19 protein-coding genes and 1 pseudogene are annotated in these 21,741 nt (G+C 73.7%); 6 read left to right on the top strand and 14 right to left on the bottom strand.

All coding sequences use genetic code 11. The features are described 5' to 3' along the window. From ABD323_RS03975 to pdxH, 3 genes and pseudogenes are all read right to left on the bottom strand, one after another. Positions 1–1,324, bottom strand: a pseudogene (locus ABD323_RS03975) (FxsB family cyclophane-forming radical SAM/SPASM peptide maturase); the annotation flags it as partial. A 65-nt stretch (positions 1,325–1,389) separates the two neighbouring features. Then, positions 1,390–1,566: a hypothetical protein gene (locus ABD323_RS03980; RefSeq protein ID WP_344439182.1), complete on the bottom strand. Its 177-nt coding sequence runs from the start codon at positions 1,564–1,566 to the stop codon at positions 1,390–1,392. A gap of 385 nt (positions 1,567–1,951) precedes the next feature. Continuing rightward, a complete protein-coding gene (gene pdxH / locus ABD323_RS03985) occupies positions 1,952–2,575 on the bottom strand; it encodes a pyridoxamine 5'-phosphate oxidase (RefSeq protein ID WP_344439254.1) in 624 nt (207 codons plus the stop codon). A 387-nt stretch (positions 2,576–2,962) separates the two neighbouring features. On the opposite strand from pdxH, the gene ABD323_RS03990 reads away from it, so the two are divergent. Together ABD323_RS03990 and serC are read left to right on the top strand one after the other, a co-directional pair. Further along, a complete protein-coding gene (locus ABD323_RS03990) occupies positions 2,963–4,063 on the top strand; it encodes a citrate synthase 2 (RefSeq protein WP_344439185.1) in 1,101 nt (366 codons plus the stop codon). A 141-nt stretch (positions 4,064–4,204) separates the two neighbouring features. After that, positions 4,205–5,323: a phosphoserine transaminase gene (serC, locus tag ABD323_RS03995; protein WP_344439188.1), complete on the top strand. Its 1,119-nt coding sequence runs from the start codon at positions 4,205–4,207 to the stop codon at positions 5,321–5,323. 238 nt (positions 5,324–5,561) lie between these two features. Here the strand turns inward: serC and ABD323_RS04000 are convergent, their stop codons facing one another. Beyond that, positions 5,562–6,338 (bottom strand): SDR family oxidoreductase, encoded by a 777-nt coding sequence (locus ABD323_RS04000; RefSeq protein WP_425555851.1) that lies wholly within the window; start codon positions 6,336–6,338, stop codon positions 5,562–5,564. Between the two features lie 99 nt (positions 6,339–6,437). Between ABD323_RS04000 and ABD323_RS04005 the strand changes: the two genes are divergently transcribed. After that, on the top strand, positions 6,438–7,070 hold the full coding sequence (locus ABD323_RS04005; RefSeq protein WP_344439194.1) for a TetR/AcrR family transcriptional regulator: 633 nt from the start codon (positions 6,438–6,440) through the stop codon (positions 7,068–7,070). Positions 7,071–7,076: 6 nt separating this feature from the next. On the opposite strand, the gene thpR is transcribed toward ABD323_RS04005, so the two are convergent. From thpR to ABD323_RS04020, 3 genes are all read right to left on the bottom strand, one after another. Beyond that, a complete protein-coding gene (thpR, locus tag ABD323_RS04010) occupies positions 7,077–7,646 on the bottom strand; it encodes an RNA 2',3'-cyclic phosphodiesterase (RefSeq protein ID WP_344439196.1) in 570 nt (189 codons plus the stop codon). A gap of 100 nt (positions 7,647–7,746) precedes the next feature. Next, positions 7,747–9,315 (bottom strand): MFS transporter, encoded by a 1,569-nt coding sequence (locus tag ABD323_RS04015; protein WP_344439198.1) that lies wholly within the window; start codon positions 9,313–9,315, stop codon positions 7,747–7,749. Positions 9,316–9,424: 109 nt separating this feature from the next. After that, the gene (locus ABD323_RS04020) at positions 9,425–9,859 is read right to left on the bottom strand and encodes a MarR family winged helix-turn-helix transcriptional regulator (RefSeq protein ID WP_344439200.1); all 435 of its coding nucleotides are present in this window, start codon (positions 9,857–9,859) and stop codon (positions 9,425–9,427) included. A gap of 313 nt (positions 9,860–10,172) precedes the next feature. Between ABD323_RS04020 and ABD323_RS04025 the strand changes: the two genes are divergently transcribed. Further along, positions 10,173–10,718, top strand: a complete 546-nt coding sequence (locus tag ABD323_RS04025) for a GNAT family N-acetyltransferase (protein WP_344439202.1) — start codon at positions 10,173–10,175, stop codon at positions 10,716–10,718. Between the two features lie 31 nt (positions 10,719–10,749). Here the strand turns inward: ABD323_RS04025 and ABD323_RS04030 are convergent, their stop codons facing one another. From ABD323_RS04030 to ABD323_RS04050, 5 genes are all read right to left on the bottom strand, one after another. Then, positions 10,750–11,676, bottom strand: a complete 927-nt coding sequence (locus ABD323_RS04030; RefSeq protein ID WP_344439205.1) for a DUF4231 domain-containing protein — start codon at positions 11,674–11,676, stop codon at positions 10,750–10,752. A 96-nt stretch (positions 11,677–11,772) separates the two neighbouring features. After that, positions 11,773–12,072: a hypothetical protein gene (locus tag ABD323_RS04035; protein WP_344439207.1), complete on the bottom strand. Its 300-nt coding sequence runs from the start codon at positions 12,070–12,072 to the stop codon at positions 11,773–11,775. A gap of 151 nt (positions 12,073–12,223) precedes the next feature. Further along, the gene (locus ABD323_RS04040; protein WP_344439211.1) at positions 12,224–12,643 is read right to left on the bottom strand and encodes a PIN domain nuclease; all 420 of its coding nucleotides are present in this window, start codon (positions 12,641–12,643) and stop codon (positions 12,224–12,226) included. Next, the gene (locus ABD323_RS04045; RefSeq protein WP_344439214.1) at positions 12,640–12,840 is read right to left on the bottom strand and encodes a type II toxin-antitoxin system VapB family antitoxin; all 201 of its coding nucleotides are present in this window, start codon (positions 12,838–12,840) and stop codon (positions 12,640–12,642) included. Before ABD323_RS04045 ends, ABD323_RS04040 begins: the two co-directional genes overlap by 4 nt. Before the next feature lie 99 nt (positions 12,841–12,939). After that, positions 12,940–14,400, bottom strand: coding sequence for an NCS2 family permease (locus tag ABD323_RS04050; protein WP_344439216.1), 1,461 nt, complete (start codon positions 14,398–14,400; stop codon positions 12,940–12,942). A 249-nt stretch (positions 14,401–14,649) separates the two neighbouring features. Here ABD323_RS04050 and ABD323_RS04055 point away from each other — a divergent pair, with 249 nt between their 5' ends. Then, the gene (locus tag ABD323_RS04055) at positions 14,650–15,003 is read left to right on the top strand and encodes a DUF2530 domain-containing protein (RefSeq protein ID WP_344439219.1); all 354 of its coding nucleotides are present in this window, start codon (positions 14,650–14,652) and stop codon (positions 15,001–15,003) included. 86 nt (positions 15,004–15,089) lie between these two features. Further along, positions 15,090–17,612: an HAD-IC family P-type ATPase gene (locus tag ABD323_RS04060; RefSeq protein ID WP_344439222.1), complete on the top strand. Its 2,523-nt coding sequence runs from the start codon at positions 15,090–15,092 to the stop codon at positions 17,610–17,612. On the opposite strand, the gene ABD323_RS04065 is transcribed toward ABD323_RS04060, so the two are convergent. Further along, positions 17,605–18,168 (bottom strand): flavodoxin family protein, encoded by a 564-nt coding sequence (locus tag ABD323_RS04065; protein ID WP_344439225.1) that lies wholly within the window; start codon positions 18,166–18,168, stop codon positions 17,605–17,607. The genes ABD323_RS04060 and ABD323_RS04065 overlap by 8 nt on opposite strands. Before the next feature lie 65 nt (positions 18,169–18,233). Next, complete coding sequence (locus ABD323_RS04070; protein ID WP_344439228.1) at positions 18,234–21,560, bottom strand: sacsin N-terminal ATP-binding-like domain-containing protein; 3,327 nt, start codon at positions 21,558–21,560, stop codon at positions 18,234–18,236. Between the last annotated feature and the right edge of the window lie 181 nt (positions 21,561–21,741).

Consider the following 21,741-nt stretch of genomic DNA (forward strand, 5'->3'; position numbering starts at 1 on the left):
CCCCGCCCCCCGGCCCCCCCCCCCCGCCGCGGGCGCGGACCGCGCCCAGCAGCGAGCGGCTCAGGCGCAGCCGGGCGGCGGCCAGCGCCCGGACGGTCCGCTCGCTGCCGTGGCCGCGGGCCAGTTCGTCGAGCTGCTGCTCGCTCAGGGGGCCGGTGGCGGGGGCCGGCGCCTGCGCGGGCAGGGCGCCGCTGCCGGTGCCGACGGGGGTGACGCGGTCGCGGATGGTGCTGATGAGCTGCAAGAGGTCCCCGCAGAAGACGGACGGATTGGCGAAGCCGCTGCCGGTGCGCCAGCGGTGGGCGTAGAGGCCGCCGCCGCAGCTGCGCACCACCGGACAGGCGCGGCAGGCCTCGGCCAGGCCGGCCAGCCCCGACTGGCGCTCCAGCATGCCCGGGTGACGGGCGACCTCGTCCAGGCTGTCCGAGAAGACGTCGAAACCGGTCGCCGGGGCACCGTCGAAGGCCGTTTTCAGGCTGTCCGCCTGCTCGAACGTGCCGTCGGTCTCGATCACCACCAGGTCGGCCGGGTCCAGGCCGAGCGACTCGGTGAGGCTGGAGCGCCCGCGCAGGGTGCGGTGCACCGAGTCGAAGGTGCGCACCGGCACCGGCCGGCCCTGGTCCTGCCAGCGGTCGTAGATCGCCAGCAGCCACTGCGCGTAGGGGTGCTCACCGGCGGTGGAGGGACGTTTCGGCGGGGTGTCCCAGGTCGCGTGCGGGAGCAGGAAGTCGATGCGCGGCGGGTCCAGCGCGACCAGCGCGTCGTAGACCGCCAGCGGGTCGTTCTCCACGTCGATGGTGCAGAGCAGGCCGGCGTACAGGTGGCGGAACTCCGGGCGGCGCAGCAGCTCGACGGCCGCGAGGACCTTGGCGTGGCTGCTCCGGCCGTCCGCGTAGCGGCGGTGCCGGTCGTTGGAGGCCCGGTCGCCGTCCAGCGAGATGCCGACCTTGATGCCCAGTTCGTCGAAGAGCTCGCAGAACGCGCGGTCCAGCAGCACGCCGTTGGTGTGGATCCGCAGGTCCGGCACGCAGGTGGGGGGCAGTGCCGCGCGGATACTCTCGGCGGCCCGGCGCAGCAGCACCGGGCCGGCGAGCAGGGGTTCTCCGCCGTGCAGGACGACATGGACCGCCGGCAGCCGGTGCGTCGCCGCGTGTTCGGCGATGCGCTGCGCGGCCCGGTCCAGCACCTCGGGGCTGACGGCTTTCGGCTGGCGCCGCCAACCGGTGTCGGCGTGCTCGTAGACGTAGCAGTGGTCACAGGCCAGATCGCATCTGCTGTGGACCTTCAGCACGAACTGCGAGAACGGCACCAGAGGGTGCGTCATGTCAATCGCCCGCCGTCGAGTTGGCCGTCGAGGAACGTCGGAAGACCCGTGGAAGCCCCCGGCCCTCAGATCGAGGAGTTGAAGGCGGCGACCGCCACCTGGCCGGATTCGGTGCCCGGCAGGGCGCGGTACAGCTGGGCGGTGATCAGGTCGCTGCCCAGCGCCACCAGATCGTCCAGCTGCGGACGGAGGGCGGGCTGGTCGGTGTGCTCGGCGGGCTTGACGGCCAGTGAGGTAGCCATGTCTGAGTTCCCCTCAGAAGTGATGCGATTGAACCGCATCGAATGTGGGTAGGGAGAGACTCGGGCGCGCGCGATGAAGAGCGGGTGCCCGGAGCACCACAGTAGCGCTCTGCCAGCCCCTGTCACTGCTTGCAATCGGGGCTGCGTGGCCGGGTCGCCGCGGGGGCTGACCGACCCCCCTGCCACACGCTGCACCAATGCCCCGACCGAACGTTTCGAGCCATCCTGAAGACCACCCGGACGGATGCGTACGGGCTACGCCGATCGGCGTAGCCCGGCGTAGCCCGCGACTAGTCGCACCGGGCCGTCCGGTAGCTCTGCGTAACCGTTCACCCGAGGTGACCGGCACCGCCCGCCGACCGTTCGGGGACGGCCGGGCGCTGGCTCAGGGGCAGAGCCGCTCGACCCGCCAGCCCTCGGCGGTGGCGGTGAAGCGCAGCCGGTCGTGCAGCCGGTTCGGCCGCCCCTGCCAGAACTCCACGGTCCGCGGCACCACCCGGAACCCGCCCCAGAACGGCGGCACCGGCACCCCCTCGCCCTGCGGGTAGCGCGAGGCCAGCTCGGCGTAGCGCTGCTCCAGCACCTCGCGCGACTCCACCGGGCTGGACTGCTCGCTCGCCCAGGCACCGAGCTGCGAGCCGTGCGGCCGGGTCCGGAAGTAGGCCGCGGTCTCGTCGCGGCCGGTCCGCTCGACCTCGCCGCCCACGATCACCTGACGGTCGATCGGGTGCCAGGGGAAGAGCAGCGAGGCGTACGGATTGGCCGTCAGCTCGGCGCCCTTGCGCGAGCCGTAGTTGGTGAAGAAGACGAAGCCGCGGGCGTCGAAGCCCTTGAGCAGCACGGTCCGCGAGCTGGGCCGGCCCTCGGCGTCGGCGGTGGAGAGCACCATCGCGTTGGGCTCCAGGAAGCCGGCCCGCTCGGCCTCGGCGAACCAGCGGGCGAACTGGGCGGTCGGGTCGGGCGCCAGGTCGTGCTCGGCCAAGCCCTCGAGGGCGTACTGACGGCGCATCCGGGCGAGATCGGGGACGGTACTCAGGGTCGCGGGCTCGGCGCGTTCCGGGGTCTGCACGCCAACATCATCCCGTACGACAAGCAGCGGACAGCGCTCCGCCTATGGAATCTCGACATCAAGAGATATGGTGTCTCGCCACCGCTTCTCCACCCGCGGTCCGGGGAATCATCCGGAAATGACCGGTTCTTGCCGGAAGATTCTTGGTTCCGACCGGGTATGGCGAGAGGTGGAGCGGCCCGCCCGGGAAACATCACCGCAGTGGTGTATGGCGCAATGCACCCAGTGCCTGCCACTCTGGCACCGAGTGCCAACACACCCACATGGTCACTGGCCTTGCCGCCCCACCACGGCGGTCGGCCCGTCACGTCACTGAGGAGCCGCGTGATGTCCGATTTCGTACCCGGGCTTGAGGGAGTCGTCGCTTTCGAGAGCGAGATCGCCGAGCCGGACCGCGAGGGCGGTGCACTGCGCTACCGCGGCGTGGACATCGACGAGCTGGTCGGGCACGTCTCCTTCGGGAACGTCTGGGGCCTGCTGGTGGACGGCAAGTTCAACCCGGGCCTGCCCTCCGCCGAGCCGTTCCCGATCCCGGTGCACTCCGGTGACATCCGGGTCGACGTCCAGTCCGCGCTGGCCATGCTGGCGCCCGTCTGGGGCCTCAAGCCGCTGCTCGACATCTCCGCCGAGCAGGCCCGCGACGACCTGGCCCGCGCCGCCGTGATGGCGCTGTCCTACGTCGCGCAGTCCGCGCGCGGCCAGGGCCTGCCGATGGTGCCGCAGAACGAGATCGACAAGGCCGAGACCGTCGTCGAGCGGTTCATGATCCGCTGGCGCGGCGAGCCGGACCCCAAGCACGTCAAGGCGATCGACGCCTACTGGACCTCGGCCGCCGAGCACGGCATGAACGCCTCCACCTTCACCGCCCGGGTGATCGCCTCCACCGGCGCCGACGTCGCCGCCGCGCTCTCCGGCGCGGTGGGCGCGATGTCCGGCCCGCTGCACGGCGGCGCCCCCTCCCGGGTGCTCGGCATGATCGAGGAGATCGAGCGCACCGGCGACGCCGCGAAGTGGGTCAAGGACGCCCTGGACAAGGGCGAGCGCCTGATGGGCTTCGGCCACCGCGTCTACCGCGCCGAGGACCCGCGCGCCCGCGTGCTGCGCCGCACCGCCAAGGAGCTCGGCGCGCCGCGCTTCGAGATCGCCGAGGCGCTGGAGAAGGCCGCGCTGGAGGAGCTGCACAACCGCCGCCCCGACCGCGTGCTGGCCACCAACGTGGAGTTCTGGGCGGCCATCATGCTGGACTTCGCCGAGGTCCCGGCCCACATGTTCACCTCGATGTTCACCTGTGCCCGCACCGCCGGCTGGTCGGCGCACATCCTCGAGCAGAAGCGCACCGGCCGCCTGGTGCGCCCGGCCGCCCGCTACATCGGCCCCGCCCCGCGCAGCCCGCGCGAGATCGAGGGCTACGACTCGATCGCCCGCTGATCGCGGCTTCCCGACGCCCTGCCGACCCCGCGCCACGCGGTGGCCGGCAGGGCGTCGGACCGTGTCCGGGCAGGGCAAGATCGCATCTCAGCGACCGGACAACGCTCGGACACGGCGTTGCCGGACCAGTAGGCTTCGCGGGTGGCCCAGATCCAGATCCCCGCTGACATCAAGCCCGCAGACGGCCGTTTCGGCTGCGGCCCGTCCAAGGTGCGCCCCGAGGCCCTCAGTGCCCTCGCCGCCACCGGTACCTCGCTCCTCGGCACCTCGCATCGCCAGGCTCCGGTCAAGAACCTGGTCAAGCGCGTGCGCGAAGGCGTGAGCAGCCTCTTCTCGCTCCCCGAGGGGTACGAGGTGGTGCTCGGCAACGGCGGCTCCACCGCCTTCTGGGACATCGCCGCCTTCGGGCTGGTGCGCGAGAAGTCCCAGCACCTGAACTTCGGCGAGTTCTCGTCCAAGTTCGCCTCCTCGGTGCAGGCCGCCCCGTGGCTGGCCGAGCCCACCGTCATCAAGACCGCGCCGGGCACCCACCCGCTGCCGGTCGCCGAGGCGGGCGTGGACGTCTACGCGCTGACCCACAACGAGACCTCGACCGGTGTCGCCATGCCGATCCGCCGCCCCGCGGGCGCGGACGCCGGCTCGCTGGTCCTGGTGGACGCCACCTCGGGCGCCGGCGGCCTGCCGGTGGACATCGCCGAGACCGACGTCTACTACTTCGCGCCGCAGAAGTCCTTCGCCTCCGAGGGCGGGCTCTGGCTGGCCTCCTTCTCGCCGGCGGCGCTGGAGCGGGCCGCCGAGATCGCCGGCTCCGGGCGCTACATCCCGCCGTTCTTCGACCTGCCGACCGCGATCGACAACTCCTCGAAGGACCAGACGTACAACACCCCGGCGGTGGCCACGCTCTTCCTGCTGGCCGACCAGCTGGAGTGGCTGAACGGCAACGGCGGGCTGGAGTGGGCCGTCGCCCGTACGGCTGAATCCTCGGCCCACCTGTACGGCTGGGCGGAGAAGTCCTCGTACGCCACCCCGTTCGTCGCCGAGCCCGCGGAGCGCTCGCAGGTGGTCGGCACGATCGACTTCGACGACGCGATCGACGCCGCCGCGATCGCCAAGGCACTGCGTGCCAACGGCATCGTCGACACCGAGCCGTACCGCAAGCTCGGCCGCAACCAGCTGCGGGTGGCGATGTTCCCGGCGATCGACCCGGCCGACGTGCAGGCGCTCACCGCGTGCATCGACCACGTCGTCGAGAACCTCTGACCGCACCACGCGCCAGGCACGACACGGCGACAGGGGCCGCCGCCGGATCACCGGCGGCGGCCCCTGTCGCTGCGCGTGCGCGGTGGCCGCGGGCGCGCCCGGCCGTCAGCCGCGCAGCAGCGCGCCGACCAGGACGGCCACCAGCAGCAGCATCAGAGCACCGGACACGATCCGCATACGAGTCTTGGGGTCCACGCCACCGAGCGTACCCGCCCGGCCGCGCCGCTCCCCGGGCCGGTCACAGGCCGAGGTGGGAACCCCCGGTGGCGTCCAGGATCTGGCCGGTCACCCAGCCGGCGTCGTCACTGGCCACGAAGGCGACCAGGCCGGCGACGTCGGCCGGCTCGCCGACCCGGCCCAGGACCGCGAGCGAGGCGGCCTGGGCGCGCTGCTCGGGATCCGCGAGGTGGCTGTTCATGTCGGTGTCGATGATCCCCGGGGCCACCGCGTTGACCGTGATCCCGCGGGCCCCCAGCTGCTGCGCCAGGGTCAGCGTCATGGTGTCCAGCGCGCCCTTGGTCATCGCGTAGGCGCTGAGCACCGGCAGGGCGATCCGGGTCACCCCCGAGGAGACGTTGATCACCCGACCGCCGTCCCGCAGCCGCTCCAGCCCCTGCTGGACGACGAAGAAGGGGGCCCTGACGTTCACCGCGAAGAGCCGGTCGTAGTCGGCCTCGGTCACCGTGCCGATCTCCCCGTGCAGGGCGATGCCGGCGTTGTTGACCAGGATGTCCAGCCCCGGCCGCTCGCCGTAGGCCTCGATCGCCCGGTCGAACGCCGCCCACAGGGCCGCCGCGTCGCCGGGCACCCCCAGCTCGGCGTGGACCGCGAAGGCCCGCCCGCCGGCGGCCAGGATGTCGGCCACCGTCTCCTTGGCCGCCGTCTCGTTGCTCCCGTAGTGCACCGCGACCAGCGCGCCCTCGCGGCCCAGCCGCAGCGCGATGCCCCGGCCGATCCCCCGGCTCGCGCCCGTCACCAGTGCGGTCCTGCCGGACAGCCTGCTCATCGTCCTCACCCCTCGCTCGGCACAGCACCGGCGACCGCCACTTATGTAGCGGTCGCTATGGAAAGACCGTAGCACGGATTCTGTAGTGCTCGATATAGAATCGGGGCCATGAGCAGCCCTGCCCCGCGCGGACGCCCCCGGTCCTTCGACCGCCAGGCGGCGCTGGCCGCCGCCACCCGGCTCTTCTGGGACCGCGGCTACGAGGCCACCTCGATCAGCGACCTGACCCAGGCCATGGGCATCCGCCCGCCCAGCCTGTACGCGGCCTTCGGCGACAAGCGGGCGCTCTTCGAGGAGGTGGTGGCGGGCTACCAGGCGACCTACGCGGCGTTCGGCACCCGGGCCTTCGAGGAGGAGCCCACGGTGCGCGCCGGCGTCGCCCGGATGCTGCACGAGGCCGCCGCCGAGTACACCGCCCCCGGACGGCCGCACGGCTGCCTGATCATCAGCGCCGCCGCGAACTGCGCCACCCCGGAGGTGCACGACGCGCTGCAGGCGATCCGCAACGCCAACATCGAGCGCCTGCGCACCCTGATCGCGGCCGCCGTGGCCCGTGGCGAGGAGCCCGCGCAGGCCGACCCGGCGACGCTGGCCCGGTTCACCGGCGCCGTGCTGCAGGGGATGTCCCAGCAGGCCAGGGACGGTGCGGGGCGGGCCGAGCTGGAGCCGGTGGCGGCGGCCGCGATGCTGGCCTGGCCGGCCGCCGGACCGCCCGCGGGGGCAGCCGCCGTCGGCCGGTGAGGGCCGTCAGCCGGCGAGCGGCCAGCTCGTCACGGAGGTGTAGTGCGGGCGGCCGTCGGCGAACTCACTGCACATCAGGTGGAACTCCGTCACCGGCCACTCGACGCCCTGGAACGCCTCCAGCAGCTCGGCCGCCCGCCGCAGCGCCCGGCGCCGCTCCCCGTCGGGCGGCCCGCCACGCGGGGTGCGGGCCAGCGTGAGGTGGGGGTGGTAGTCGTGCTCCTGCTCCAGCGGGTGGACCTCGTCCACCGCGCGGCCCGCCCGCTGCGCCAGCGACCGCAGCGCCCGGGTCTGGCCGGCCAGTCCCACCCAGAGCACCCGCTCCCCGAACCGGCCGCCGCCCGCCAGCCGCAGCCGGTGCGCGGGGCCTTCGGCGCCCGCCCGCGCCAGCACCTCGCGCAGCTCCGGCAGCCGCTGCTCGTCGACCCGGCCGAGGAAGGCGAGCGTGATGTGCCAGCCGTCCTCGGCCGTCCAGCGCAGTCCCTCGGCCCCGGGCAGCGCGCGCAGCCCGGCCGCGGTCGCGCCCAGTTCGGCGAGCGCCGCGGCCGGCGGCAGCGCGGCCAGGAAGAGCCTCATGGCTCCATTCTGGCGCGCGCCGCCCCGCCGTCACCCCGGCCGTCACCACCGCCGTCGCGTACGGACCGTTCGTTCCCGCGGCCGCCCGCTCGCGCAGCCGTCAGCAGGCCGTCGCCAGCTCGCGACGGCGCGCCGGCTCGGCGGCGCCACCGCGCGGGACGAACGCCACCACCCGGCTGCCGCGGTGCAGGTCCACCCGCAGCCGCAGGTCGGCGCAGCGCGCCAGCACCAGGCCGACCGTCCCCGCCGCCAGCGCGGAGACCGCGCCGCAGGCGAGCAGGCCCACCCGGGGCCCGTACGCGTCGGTCACCCAGCCCACCAGCGGCGCGCCGACCGGCGTGCCACCGGTGAAGACCAGCACCAGCAGGCCCATCACCCGGCCGCGCATCTCGGGCTCGGTGGCCAGCTGTACGAAGGAGTTGACCGCGGTGTTGAAGGTCAGCCCGAAGACGCCGACCAGGGTCAGCAGCACCGCGAAGCTCCAGTAGCCGGGCGCGGCCGCGGCCAGCACCTCCAGCAGCCCGAAGCCCAGCGCCGCGCCGGTCAGCCAGCGCAGCCGCGGGTTGCCGCGGCGGGCCGCGTACAGCGCGCCGGCCAGCGAGCCGAGCGCCATCGCGGTGTTCAGCAGCCCGTACTGGCCGGGCCCGACGTGGAACGTACGGTAGGCGAAACCGGCCAGCAGGGTCGGGAAGTTGAAGCCGAAGGTGCCGATGAAGGAGGCCAGTACCAGCGGCCAGAGCAGGTCCGGACGCTCCCGGACGTAGCGCAGCCCCTCGCGCAACTGGCCGCGCTCGCGCGGGATCCGGTCCACCGGGCGCAACTCGCTGCTGCGCATCGCCAGCAGGCCGGCGATCACCGCCACGAAGGAGAGCGCGTTGAGCGCGAACGCCCAGCCACTGCCCACCGCCGCGATCAGCAGACCGGCCACCGCCGGGCCGACCAGCCGGGCGGTCTGGAAGTTGGCGGCGTTGAGGCTGACCGCGTTGCTCAGGTGCTCGGGGCCGACCATCTCGGAGACGAAGGCCTGCCGGGTGGGGGTGTCCACCACCGTCACCAGGCCGAGCAGCAGCGCGAAGGCGTAGACCCAGGAGGCCGTCACCACGCCGGTCATGGTCATCGCGGCCAGGCCGACGGCGAGCAGGCCCATGGCGCCCTGGGTGACGATCAGCAGGCGGCGCTTGGGCATCCGGTCGGCGAGCACGCCGCCGAAGAGCCCGAGCAGGAGGGTGGGCAGGAACTGCATCGCGGTGGTGATCCCGACCGCGAGCGGGCTGCCGGTCAGGCTGAGGACCAGCCAGTCCTGGGCGATCCGCTGCATCCAGCTGCCGGTGTTGCTGACGATCTGCCCGGCGAAGAAGTACCGGTAGTTGCGCACCCGCAGGGAGGAGAACATCCCCGTCGGGCGGGTGAACGAGGCCCCGGTCGGGCCGGTGGAGTCTCTCGGACCGCTACCGGGGTCGGACGCGGCGGTGGGTTCCGCCGCGGTGCGTTCGCAGGGGTCGTCGTCGCCGGGCGGGGTCACCGGCGCGGGTACCGCGGCGCCTGCCGCCGGTACGGGTGTCGTGGTGGCGGCCCGGGTGGTGCTGTCGTCGGGACGGATGGCGGTGCTGGCTGCGGCCGGCGGTGTCACGTTCTTCTCCCCTCGCTGCGCGGCCGGGGCCGCGCTCATGGTCTTCCTGGTCAGTTCTGCGGAAATGCCGTGTCCTCTCGTTCGTCCGTCTCCGGAGCCCAGTTCGTTGCCCTACCCGTGCGGGCGGCCCACCGGCCGCCCGCCCGCTTCACAGATGCGCGAGCCGGTACAGCGCGGGCGCGGCCGCACGGACCGCCGCCCACTCCTCCTCGGTCAACCCCGAGGCCAGCTCCGCCAGCCAGGCGTTGCGACGCCGCCGGCTCTCGTCGAGGATCTCGGTGGCCTGCTCGGTCATGCTGACCACGACCTGCCGCCGGTCCTCGGGGTGCGGCTCGCGCCGCACCAGGCCCTTCTCCTCCAACATCGCGATGATCCGGGTCATCGACGGCGGCTGCACGTGCTCGCGCCGCGCCAACTCCCCGGGCGTCGCGCTGCCACAGCGCGCCAGCGTCCCGAGCACCCCCATCTCGGTGGGGCTCAACGACTGCTCGACATGCTGGTGCCGCAGGCGGCGGGCCAGGCGCATCACGGACGACCGCAGCTGACTGACAGCAGCCAGGTCGTCCTCGGACATCTCGGACATGATCCTTAGCCTATGTCATTACCCTGCCTAATTAAAAACTCTTAAACCGTGTCCTCCCCCACACGGCCGACGCGCAGCCGGGTGAAGGTGAGCAGGACGAACAGTCCCGCGTCCCCGTCGACGCGCAGGGACGTGGCAGGGATGCGGTCGTACAGGTGGAGGACCAGCTCACCGGCCGTGCGCCCGGTGCCGGGCGACTCCGCAGCGATTTTCGCCGGCGCCGCGTCGGCCCTCGCGGGCGTTGTCAGTGGTCGGTGGTGCGATGGTCCCGTGGCCGGCCCGGCGGACGGGCGGGGTGATGCGAAGGAGCGAGATGGTGCGGAGCGCGTCCGAGGTACCGGTCCGGCTCGAACCCTGGGCGGACCTGCCGGAGTTCGAGGCCCTGCTGCACCTCACCAACACCCCGGAGATGACCGACCACCTCGGCGGGCCGGAGAGCGCCGAGGCGATCGCGGCCCGCCACCGGCGCTACACCGCGCTCGTCGACGACGCCACCGGGCGGATGTTCCGGATCGTGCTGCTCCCCCAGGACGAGGTGGTGGGCAGCATCGGCTACTGGGAGCGGGAGTGGCAGGGCGAGCAGGTGTACGAGACGGGGTGGGGCGTGCTGCCCGCCTTCCAGGGGCGCGGGATCGCCGCCGCGGCGGCCCGCGCGCTGGCCGACCGGGTCCGCACCCACGGCCGGCACCGGTCCCTGCACGCCTACCCGTCCGTCGACCACCCGGCGTCCAACGCGATCTGCCGCAAGGCCGGGTTCACGCTGCGCGACAGTTGCACCTTCGAGTACCCGCCCGGCAGCTTCATGCGCTGCAACGACTGGCGGCTGGAGCTGGGGACCGGCGCCGACGGCACCCCGTGACCCCCGGCGGGGGCCGGGCGGGTCGCCCGCGTCAGCGCGGGAAGGCCCGCCGGGCGCGCCAGCTGGTGTGCTCGCGCGCCACCGCGTCCTCCGCGTCCCCGGCCAGCCTGGTCCAGTTCGCCTCGGCCTGCGGCTCACCGGTGTCGATCACGGTGAGCTTGCCCCAGACCACGTCGAGCTCCTTGGCCGCGAGCTGGTAGGCCGCGGCCAGCGGGCGCAGCTGCTTGAGCTGGGTCCAGGCGATGACCGCCGCGGCGGCCGCCGAGCAGGCCCCGAAGACGCTGACCGACAGGATGCCGGCGGCCTGGGCGATCGCGGCGGCGCCGCCGATGATCATCAGCACCATCGCCCCCAGTCCCCAGGAGACCGACTGCGACTCGAAGGCCTCCGACTTGGCGCGGTACCAGGTGCGTTGGCCCTCGACCCGGACCCGCAGGTAGACCATCCGCCGGGCCGTCAGGTCGGCCGCGCGCAGCTCGCGCATCCCCTCGGTGATCTCCGGCGCCGAACCGGGTTGCAGCACGCCGGCGTCCTCGAACGTCTGCAGCACGTCCGAGACCTGGGCCCGGTACTCCTCGTCCGCCTCCGGCGAGTCGGCCGGACCGCCGAACGGGCGGGCCCGCACGGTGTACTTCCAGGCGAGCGTCTTGACCGACTCGGCCGCCGCGCGCGCCTCGTACCACTGCGCCTGCGGGTTGCTCTGCCGCAGCCGGACCCAGAAGTAGCCGGCCACCAGGAAGGCGGCGACCGAGAGCAGCGGGGCGACCTCGCTCTTGCCGTCGCGGTCGGGCCCGACCACCGCGCTGACCGCCGCGGCCAGCACCAGCATCGTGATCACCCCCCGGTACCAGCGCAGCGTCTGCCGCTGTCCGGCGAGTGACACCTGGTCAGCGGTCTGGAACGGCTCCGGTAGGAAGTCCGCCTCGTCGACCCCGTTCGGGTCCCATCGCGTCGCCATCAGCCCGTGCCCCCTCGCGACTTCACGGGGCAGTTATGCCCACCCTCGACTCGCCTACACCGAGAGCTTTCCGAGCACCTGTCCGAGCCGGCACCACTACCCGCGGTCCCCACCGCGCGAGGCCCCCGAGGCCGGCGCGACGGCCGCCACCAGCGCCACCACCGCACAGAGCAGCCCGAGTTCGGCCACCAGCGGCCACGCCCCGTCCAGCACCAGCGGCCCCAGCGAGATCGTCCCGACCTGCCGGTCCAGCGCCCGCCAGCTGTCACCGGCCCCCATCAGCGAGACCGGCGTACCGATCCGCGACGCCCCGAGCGTCAGGGCCACGAACACCCCGACGAAGGAGACCCAGCGCACCCGCACCCCGGCCCCGGCCACCCGCGCCCTTCTCACCATGCCCCCAGCCTCCGCCACGGCACGGGCCCACCGCCACCGGGAACAACCCGGAACGCCCCCTGAGAGAACCCTGACCACCGCCCCGACCCCCCCGTCAGCCCCGGTCGGCAGCGCTCACACCGATCGACCCCCGACCGCCGGACCCCCGCACTCAGTCCGCGCTGCCCGCCGGGACGACCCATCGAGTGCGCTGGCCCGTGATGGCCGCGATCATGTCGTAGTCACCGTCGTAGTGAAGGACCGTGACGCCGTGACGCTCAGCCGTCGCCGCGATGAGGATGTCCGCCATCGACAACGCTCGGTGGTTTCCGCGAAACAGGGCTAGGTGCTGGATCTCCTTGGCCCGGTCCCAGACCTCGTCGCCACAGGGAAGATAGTCGAAGCCGGTCAGCAGGTGTCGCAGCCGGTCGGCCTCGGCGGCCGAGCGCGCGCTGTACAGGACCTCCATCTCGACCGCCGCGCTCACCGCAAGCAGCGCCCGCTGCGAGAGGTCGTCGAGCACGGGACGCACCGATGTCTTGCCCCAGCGGGCCAGGGCCGACTTGTCGATCAGGTAGCGCTCCCGGCTCACGCCACCGCCTGGCCGTTCGGCGTGCCGAGCAGGTCGAACTCGCCGCCTGCGATGGCATCCGCGAGCTCTATCCGACGAGCCAGCTTCACGGCCTCCAGCAGTGCGGTATTGACCGTGGCGACCTTGGTGGTGGTCCCGAAGCGCTGCTGCGCCTCGGCCAACAAGTCGTCGTCGATGTCGATAACGGTGCGCGCCATGGCCATTCCTCCAGCAGTGGGCAACACCAGCAGTATATCAAAATCGGCGCACAGGTGATATCAACTGCACGCCGATCTCAACCGACCCTCCAGCAGCTCCTACGCCAGTCCCAGCGCCGGCATCAGGTAGTAGAACGCGAAGACCGCCGACACCGCGTAGAGCGCCACCGGCACGCTGCGGCCGCGGCCGGTGGCCAGGCGCAGGACGCAGAAGGTGATGAAGCCCATCCCGATGCCGTTGGTGATGGAGTAGGTGAACGGCATCAGCACCATGGTCAGGAAGGCCGGCATGGCGATGGTGTAGTCGCTCCAGTCGATCTCGCGGACCGAGTTCGCCAGGATCAGGAAGCCCACCGTCACCAGGGCCGGGGTGGCGGCCTGGGCGGGGACCATGGTGGCCAGCGGGGTGAGCAGCAGGGAGACCAGGAAGAGCGCGCCGGTGACCAGGCCCGCGAAGCCGGTGCGGGCGCCCTCGCCGACGCCGGCGGTGGACTCCACGAAGCAGGTGTTGGCGGAGGAGGAGGTGGCGCCGCCGAGTGCGGTGGCGACGCCGTCGACCATCAGCACCCGGTTGATGCCGGGCAGGTCGCCGTTCTCGTCGAGCAGGTGGGCCTCGTCGGCGACGCCGAGGATGGTGCCCATCGCGTCGAAGAAGCAGCTCATCAGCACGGTGAAGACGAACAGGACGCCGGTGAGCAGCCCCACCTCGTGGAAGCCGCCGAAGAGGCTGACGTTGCCGACCAGGCCGAAGTCGGGGCTGGCCACCGGGTTGCCGGGCCACTTGGGGACGGTCAGGCCCCAGGCGTCGGCGGGCAGGTTCGCCGCCTTCTCGATCACCACGGCGAGCACGGTCATCGTCGCGATGGAGATCAGGATCGCGCCGGGCACCTTGCGGACCACCAGGACCAGGGTCAGCAGCACGCCGAGCACGAAGACCAGCACCGGCCAGCCGTGCAGGTGGCCGTTGCCGCCGAGCTGCAGCGGGACGGTGGTGTGCTCGGCGTCCGGGATCCGGCTGACGAAGCCCGAGTCGACCAGGCCGACCAGGGTGATGAACAGGCCGATGCCGATCGCGATGGCCTTGCGCAGGCCCAGCGGCACGGCGTTCATCACCCGTTCGCGCAGCCCGGTGGCGACCAGCAGCATGATGCAGAAGCCGGCCAGCACGACCATGCCCATGGCGTCCGGCCAGGTCATCCGCGGGGCCAGCTGGAGGGCGACGATGGTGTTCACGCCCAGCCCCGCGGCCAGACCGATCGGGACGTTGCCGATCACGCCCATCAGCAGCGTGGTGAGTCCCGCGGTCAGCGCGGTCGCGGTGACCAGCTGCGAGAAGCTGAGCTGGTGCTTGTCGATGTCCACGGCGTTGGACAGGATGATCGGGTTCAGCACCAGGATGTAGGCCATGGTGAAGAAGGTCGCGATACCGCCGCGGACCTCGCGGGCCAGCGTGGAGCCCCGCTCGGAGATCCGGAAGTAGCGGTCCAGGACGCCGGCCGGCGGCTCGGAGGGCGAGTGGGGCTCGGGCGACGCGGCGGTCGGCTGGGCCTCGGAAGGCATGCGCAGTCCTCTGGTGGGGGCTGAGGAGACGGGGAGCGGTGACCGAGCGACGGTGGCCGGTTCGCCGGCGGCCCGCACGGCGCGGTCACGGGGGCACGCCGAGGCCAGCCGGAAACCCAAGTATGAGTTCCTGGTCGTGCACGCGCTATCTTCGCGCGTAGACCGATCACGCCCACCGCCGCCGGGCGGCGTGCCCCGTACGCTGGGGGCGTTCCGCCCCGACCCCCCACGGAGACGACGAGCAGGCCCATGCCGAAGACCCCGCTGCGCCCCTCCCCCCCGCCGCTGGAAGCCAACGACGTCGCGATCGTCGGCGGCGGCACCGCGCTCTGGTTCCTGGGGTTCCTGGTCCTGCTCCCCTTCCGCGACACGCTCGCCGACCACGGGCACGGCGACTGGCCGTGGGTCTGCCTGGCCGGCGGACTGCTCGGCCTGATCGGCCTCTGGTACTGCCGCGCCCGGCGCGCCGCCATCGAGCGCGACCGGCTGCGCCCCGGATCCGACGACGTGCAGGCGCCCGGCACCGCCGACCGGACCGGCGCCACCGACCGGCGCGACGGCACCGGCGACGCCGACGGCGGCAGCCCCCGCCCGCAGGCCTGACGGCCCGTCCGGCCCGGCCACCCGGTCGGCCGGACATCGCCCACAGCGGGACGCATCGGACATTTCACCCCCGTAGAGTCGGTGCCATGACGCACCCCGCGCCCGAGACACCGTCAGCAGCACCCGTCCCCGGCGCGCACGCCTGCGGACCGGGCCCCGACCGCCGGGGCGGCCTGAGCGCCGCCGAGGTCGCCGAGCGGGTGGCGAACGGCCGGGTCAACGACGTACCGGTGCGCTCCAGCCGGTCGATCCGGGAGATCGTGCGGGCCAACGTCCTCACCCGCTTCAACGCGATCATCGGCGTGCTCTTCGCGATCATCCTGGTGGTCGGCCCGATCCAGGACGGCCTCTTCGGCCTGGTGATCGTGGCCAACACCGCGATCGGCATCATCCAGGAGGTCCGGGCCAAGCGGACCCTGGACAGCCTGGCGCTGATCGGCGAGGCCCGTCCCGAGGTGCGCCGCGAGGGCCGGGCGGTGCAGGTGGCGGTGGGCGAGATCGTGCTGGACGACCTGGTGCTGCTCGGCATCGGCGACAAGGTGATCGTCGACGGCGAGGTCACCGAGGCGGACGGCCTGGAGATCGACGAGTCGCTGCTCACCGGCGAGCCCGACCCGGTGCTCAAGCACCCGGGGGACACCGTGATGTCCGGCAGCTTCGTGGTCGCGGGAGCCGGCGCCTTCACCGCCACCAAGGTCGGGCGGCAGGCCTACGCCGCCCAGCTGGCGGAGGAGGCCAGCCGGTTCACCCTGGTCAAGTCGGAGCTGCGCAGCGGCATCGACGCCATCCTGCGGTTCATCACCTGGCTGCTGGTGCCCACCGCGATCGGCCTGATCGTCAGCCAGTGGATCGTGGGGCACAACGACTGGCGCGAGGCGGTGCGGCGCACGGTGGCCGGCATCGTGCCGATGGTCCCCGAGGGGCTGGTGCTGCTGACCTCGGTGGCCTTCGCGATCGGGGTGGTCCGGCTGGGCCGCAAGCAGTGCCTGGTGCAGGAGCTGCCCGCGATCGAGGGGCTGGCCCGGGTGGACACCGTCTGCCTGGACAAGACCGGCACCCTCACCGAGGGCGGCATGGACGTGCTGGAGCTGCGCCCGCTGACCGAGCCCGGGACCCGCCCCGCCGACGGCGCCCCGATCGCCGCCCGCCCGCCCGGCGACGACTCGGTGCTGCGGCAGGCGCTGGGCGTGATGGCCGGCGCGGACGCCCGGCCCAACCCCAGCATGCAGGCGATCGTCGACGCCTACGGCACCCTGGGCCCGGACGCGGAGCGCTGGCGGGTGCTGGAGGCGATGCCCTTCTCCTCGGCCCGCAAGTGGAGCGGCGTCCAACTGCTGGAGCCGGGCGGCACCGAGGCCAGCTGGCTGCTCGGCGCGCCCGACGTGCTGCTGCCCGCGGGCCACCCGGCGCTGGCCGAGGTGGACGAGCTCGGCGCCCAGGGCCTGCGGGTGCTGCTGCTCGGCCGCACCCCGCTCGCGCTGGACGCGCCGGACCCGGCGAAGAACCTGCAGCCGCAGGCCCTGGTGGTGCTGCGCCAGCGGGTCCGCTCGGACGCCGCCGCCACCCTGCGCTACTTCGAGGACCAGCAGGTCGAGGCCAAGGTGATCTCCGGCGACAGCGCCGTCTCGGTGGGCGCGGTGGCGGCGAGCCTGCGGCTGCCCGGCGCCGAGCACCCGCTGGACGCCCGCACGCTGCCCACCGACCCGGAGCAGCTGGCCGACACCGCCGAGGACACCACGGTCTTCGGCCGGGTGACCCCGCAGCAGAAGCGCGAGCTGGTCGGCGCGCTGCAGTCGCGCGGGCACACGGTGGCGATGACCGGCGACGGGGTCAACGACGTGCTGGCCCTCAAGGACGCCGACATCGGCGTGGCGATGGGCTCGGGCAGCGAGGCGACCCGGGCGGTGGCGCAGATCGTGCTGCTGGACGACAGCTTCGCCACGCTGCCCTCGGTGGTGGCCGAGGGCCGCCGGGTGATCGGCAACATCGAACGGGTCGCCACGCTCTTCCTGGTCAAGACCGTCTACTCGGTCCTGTTGGCCCTGCTGGTGGTCTTCACCCAGGTGCCCTACCCGTTCCTGCCCCGGCACTCCACCGTGCTCAGCGCGCTGACCATCGGCATCCCGGCCTTCTTCCTGGCGCTGGCGCCCAACACCGAGCGGGCCCGGCCGGGCTTCGTGCGGCGGGTGCTGCGGATGGCGGTGCCGGGCGGCGTGATCGCCGGCACCGCCACCTTCGTCTCCTACGCGCTGGCCCGCTCGGACAGCGACACGGACCTGAAGGCCGACACCAGCGTGGCCACCCTGACGCTCTTCCTGGTGGCGATCTGGGTGCTGGCGATCATCGCCCGGCCGTACACCTGGTGGCGGCTGGTGCTGATCGCCGGCATGGGCGGGGCCTTCTGCCTGGTGCTGATCGTGCCCTGGCTCTCCGACTTCTTCCAGCTCAAGCTGGTGGGCGTGCGCGACCCGTGGACGGGCGTGGCGATCGCGGTGGCGGCCGGGCTGCTGCTGGAGATCGTCTGGTACTTCGTCCGGCGCAGCCTGGACGACGCACCCCGACGCTTCCGCCGGGGTGCGGCCACCCGCGACGCCACGACGGCTAGCTGAAGAAGCTCCGGGCCCGGTCCAGCGCCTTGACGTCCTCCTGGATCTGGCCCTGCTTCACCGCGGTGCCCGTCAGCGTGCCGCCCCAGCGCATCGACAGGTAGCCGGCGGTCAGGTCGAGCATGCCGGTCAGCGGATCGGCGGGGCCGTGGTCGTCGGTGCTCAGCGCGGTGACGCCCCAGAGCGTCTTGCCGGCCATCGCGGCCTTGAAGCCGACGCCGGGCACCCGCATCCAGCCCGACCAGTGGTCCAGGTACAGCTTGGTGGCGGCCGAGACGGAGTACCAGTAGAGCGGCGAGACGATCACCACGTCGGTGGCCGCCAGGGTGGCGTCCAGCAGCAGGCGGGCGTTCGGCCGCGGCTCGGGGTAGCGGCCGTCCCCGTCGTGCCGGATGTCGGCGAACGGCTCCAGCGGCAGCTCGCTCAGCCGCAGCCAGCGCTGCTCGACCTCGGCGGGCAGCTGGGCCGCCGCCTCCCGGGCCAGCGCCTCGGAGTTGCCGTGCGGCCGGGCGCTGCCCAGCACGAAGAGGAACCGGCGGTCGGCGGGGTGGGCTGTCAAGGGTGCTCCTTCGAAGCGGCGCGGTACGTCGGCGGATCACCGACGTACCGCGTGCAACAACCGGGTCAGGCCTCGAAATCCCGGGCGGCGGAGAGCTCGTAGGAGCGCTCCGGCTCGGTGAGCGCGGCCAGCACCTCGAACCGGCGGTGCCACTGCCCCACCGACCAGGCCAGCCCGGCGGCCACCCCCTCGGGCGTGGCCGCGTGCAGCAGCCCGGGCACCGGCGGCACCTCGAACTCGTCGTCCTCGTCCTGGGGCTCGGTGGACTCCGGGTCGTAGGGCAGCTCGGGGGCGGTCGCCGAGACGTCCCAGCGCCAGTCGACGGACGCCTCCTCGCCGTCCGGGCCGACCACCAGCAGCTCCTCGTGCTCCTCGTAGACGCTCGGGCAGCCGGGCAGCAGCTCGCGCACGAACGGCGGCACCCGGTGCAGCGAGCCCTGCGAGAGCACCCGCCCGCCGGCGATCTCGCTGGCCAGCGAGACGTGCAGGCGCTCGGCCAGCGCCGCGGCCAGCGCCGGCGCGACCGGCACCACCGGGTAGCCGTGCAGCAGCTCCACCAGGTCGGGGGCGTCGGCCACCACGGCGTCGGCGGCGTCCACCACCACGGTGTGCGCCGGGCGCCGGCCGGTGGCCTCGTCCAGCGGCGGCAGGGCCCGCACCACGTCCAGCGGGTCCAGGTCGACCTGCGCCAGCGCCGTGTAGAGGCCGTGCAGCTGACGGTGCGCCACCTCGTTGTCGGGGTCGGCGAGGCGGTCCAGCAGCTCGTCCGGTCCGTGCGGCTCGGCGAGCAGCGCGGCCAGCGTGGTGCGCACCCCCAGCGCGTGCAGGAACTGCTCGTCCAGCGTGGTGCGGGCCTCGTCGTAGAGGCCGCGCAGCAGCGGGTCCGCGCCGGCCGCGCGCAGCCCGGCCGGCTCCCGGCCGTCCAGCACCGGGTGGTCGCGCAGCCACCAGGCGGTGTACGGCGGCAGGTCGGCGTAGCTGCCGTCACCCAGCAGCGCGCGCACCGGGTTCACCACCGCCTCCCGGTACGGCGGGCGGGAGAGCAGCGCCAGCGCCTGCGGCCAGGCGTCGTCGTCCACCAGGTCCAGGTCGCGCACGGCGAGCAGCTCGACGGCCACCGGCGGCACGCCCAGGTCGGCCAGCGCGTCGCCGGAGTCGGCGTGCAGCCCCTCCAGGACGTCCTCGCACCAGTCGGCCAGGCCGTCCGGCGCCTCGTCCAGCAGGCCGGTCGGCGCACCGCCGACCGCGCGGTCGCTGGGGGCGGTCGGGTCCAGGCGCTCCAGGTCGTCCGGGTCGAGCACCGCGTCCTGCGCGCGCACCAGCACGAACTCGCTCAGCACGCCGACCGCCGCGAGCACCTCGGGGCCCCAGCGCTCCAGCAGGTCCTCGTCCACGTAGGGCGCGTCCTGCTCGCGCGCCACCTGGGCGAACGGGCTGTCCGGCAGGATCAGTTCGCCGGCCCGGGCGAGCTCGCCCTCGTCGTCCACCAGCGCCAGCCGGGCCAGCCACGGGTGGTCGCCGGCCTTCGCCTCGGCCGCCCGCACCAGCGACAGCACGGCCTCGGCCAGGTCGCCGGCGGCCTCGAAGTCGTCCTCGCCGACGTCCAGCGAACGAGCGACGGCGGCGCGCAGCTCGGGGGTCTGCAGGACACCGGCGGGCGTCGCGGTGGCGGCGCCCAGCTTGGCCAGCAGCGGGTGCGCGGCGTCGGGGTGGGCCAGCCGCAGGTCGAGCAGGTCCAGGGCCTCGCCCAGCGACTCGGGGTAGCCGGGGAAGCCGGCCCAGTCGGCGGCGTCGGAGGGCAGCAGCACCCGGCGCGGGCCGGTGACGATCCGGCCGCTGGCCAGCGGCACCGGCAGCGCGCCGAGCGACTCCGGGTCGGCGCCGGCCAGCGCCCCGTAGAGGCTGCGCCACCAGGCCGGCTCACGCTCCAGGCCGCCCAGCTGGTCCACCACGTCGGCCAGCGGGACCCGGCGCACGTGCAGCGCGCGCAGTTCGGCCCGCCGCTCCAGGCCGGCCGGCAGCAGGCCGGGGAAGATCGGCGCGAGCGCCTCGACCACCGAACTGTCCGCCCCCTCCAGCAGCGTCGCGTCCCGCGGGCGCAGTGCGGGGGTGCCCTCCTCGACGGCGGCGGGGTGCGGCAGGAAGGCGGTGCCGGGCAGCCGGGAGAGGATCGCGCCGCGCAGCGCGTTGTCCAGCGCGCCCTGGCCCAGCGGCCCGGGCACCAGCGAGAGCGAGCCCAGATCCGCGCCGCGGGCCCGCAGCAGGTCGGTGTAGGCCTCCGCGGCCCGCTCGGTCACGAAGTCGGCCAGCGGCCCGGGCGCGACGTGTCGGCGGGTGGAGTCCAGCGGGTACGAGGCGATCAGCAGGGCCGGGACGCCCAGCGGCTCCTCGCTCGGCGTCGGCGCGTGCAGCACCGGCGCGACCGGGACCGGCAGCGGGGCGCCGGCGGCGGAGACCGGGACGGCCCAGGTCACCGTCCAGAACGGGCGGGCCCGCTCCTCGACCGGACGGTCCGCCAGCAGCTCGGACGGCAGCGTGCCGGTCGTGGTGACGGTCTGCCAGAGCGACTGGCCGCCCTCGCCCGCGCCGTCGGTCCGGTCGGTCAGGGCGACCGTGCCCAGGCCCTCCTCGGTGCGCTCGGCGGCCGCCCGGGTCAGCGTGCGCGGCGCGCGGTCCGGGCTCTCCACCACCACCTCGGTCAGCCCCGGCAGGGTGAGCAGCAGCGCGTCGTCGACGCCCTCCAGCAGCCGGCGCGCCAGGTCCTCGGCGGCGGCGTCGCGCAACGGCAGCAGCACCACCGTGTCGTAGCCGGCCGGCGGCTCGCCCTGGGCCGGCAACGGCAGCCGCAGCAGCGGCAGGTGCCCGTCACGGCGGCGCAACTCCTCCGCCAGCTCGGGCTGTTCGACGGCCCGCTGGTCGACCAGCGTGCGCGCCTCGGCGAGCGACCAGCGCACCCCGCCGGCGTGCCCCAGGATCGCCGGCTCGTCGCTCACCGCGAGGACCGCGGCGAAGCCCACGCCGAACCGGCCGACGGTGGGCGCCACGTCCTCGCGCTTGGAGGAGGCGCGCAGGGTGGAGAGCGACTCCACGGCGGCGGCGTCCAGCGGCGCGCCGGTGTTGGCCACCGCCAGCACCCCGTCGCGCAGCGTCAGCCGCAAGCGGCCCGAACTGCGGCCGGCCCGGGCGGCGGCATCGGCGGCGTTCTGCGCCAGCTCCACCACCAGCCGGTCGCGGTACCCGCCCAGCGCCAGCTCCTCCTCGGCGTTGGCGTCCTCCCGGAAGCGGGCCGGCGAGGCCGCCCAGGCGTCCAGCACCCGCCGCCGCAGTCCGGCCGTGCCGAAACGGTCCACGGACTGCTCGTCGCCGCCGCTACCGATGATGCGAGGCTCCACTGGGCCGCCGCCTTCCCCGTCTGTCACACGAGATCCTTTGGGGGGCATTGTCGCTCCTTTTTGTGGCTCGGTTCGCCTCCGGGCGCTCTTGACCCGGCGCCGACGGTCGTCGCTCCTGCGCTCTGCCTTTTTGTGGCTCGGTTCGCCTCCGGGCGCTCTTGACCCGGCGCCGACGGTCGTC

Source organism: Kitasatospora nipponensis, from assembly GCF_039528135.1.
Lineage (GTDB): Bacteria > Actinomycetota > Actinomycetes > Streptomycetales > Streptomycetaceae > Kitasatospora > Kitasatospora nipponensis.

Bases quoted from the DNA above. Each gene is read 5' to 3' on its own strand.
- ABD323_RS03980 (WP_344439182.1), bottom strand. From the start codon at position 1,566: ATGGCTACCTCACTGGCCGTCAAGCCCGCCGAGCACACCGACCAGCCC.
- pdxH (WP_344439254.1), bottom strand. From the start codon at position 2,575: ATGCGCCGTCAGTACGCCCTCGAGGGCTTGGCCGAGCACGACCTGGCG.
- ABD323_RS03990 (WP_344439185.1), top strand. From the start codon at position 2,963: ATGTCCGATTTCGTACCCGGGCTTGAGGGAGTCGTCGCTTTCGAGAGC.
- ABD323_RS04005 (WP_344439194.1), top strand. From the start codon at position 6,438: ATGAGCAGCCCTGCCCCGCGCGGACGCCCCCGGTCCTTCGACCGCCAG.
- thpR (WP_344439196.1), bottom strand. From the start codon at position 7,646: ATGAGGCTCTTCCTGGCCGCGCTGCCGCCGGCCGCGGCGCTCGCCGAA.
- ABD323_RS04015 (WP_344439198.1), bottom strand. From the start codon at position 9,315: ATGAGCGCGGCCCCGGCCGCGCAGCGAGGGGAGAAGAACGTGACACCG.
- ABD323_RS04020 (WP_344439200.1), bottom strand. From the start codon at position 9,859: ATGTCCGAGATGTCCGAGGACGACCTGGCTGCTGTCAGTCAGCTGCGG.
- ABD323_RS04025 (WP_344439202.1), top strand. From the start codon at position 10,173: ATGGTGCGGAGCGCGTCCGAGGTACCGGTCCGGCTCGAACCCTGGGCG.
- ABD323_RS04030 (WP_344439205.1), bottom strand. From the start codon at position 11,676: ATGGCGACGCGATGGGACCCGAACGGGGTCGACGAGGCGGACTTCCTA.
- ABD323_RS04035 (WP_344439207.1), bottom strand. From the start codon at position 12,072: ATGGTGAGAAGGGCGCGGGTGGCCGGGGCCGGGGTGCGGGTGCGCTGG.
- ABD323_RS04045 (WP_344439214.1), bottom strand. From the start codon at position 12,840: ATGGCGCGCACCGTTATCGACATCGACGACGACTTGTTGGCCGAGGCG.
- ABD323_RS04050 (WP_344439216.1), bottom strand. From the start codon at position 14,400: ATGCCTTCCGAGGCCCAGCCGACCGCCGCGTCGCCCGAGCCCCACTCG.
- ABD323_RS04055 (WP_344439219.1), top strand. From the start codon at position 14,650: ATGCCGAAGACCCCGCTGCGCCCCTCCCCCCCGCCGCTGGAAGCCAAC.
- ABD323_RS04060 (WP_344439222.1), top strand. From the start codon at position 15,090: ATGACGCACCCCGCGCCCGAGACACCGTCAGCAGCACCCGTCCCCGGC.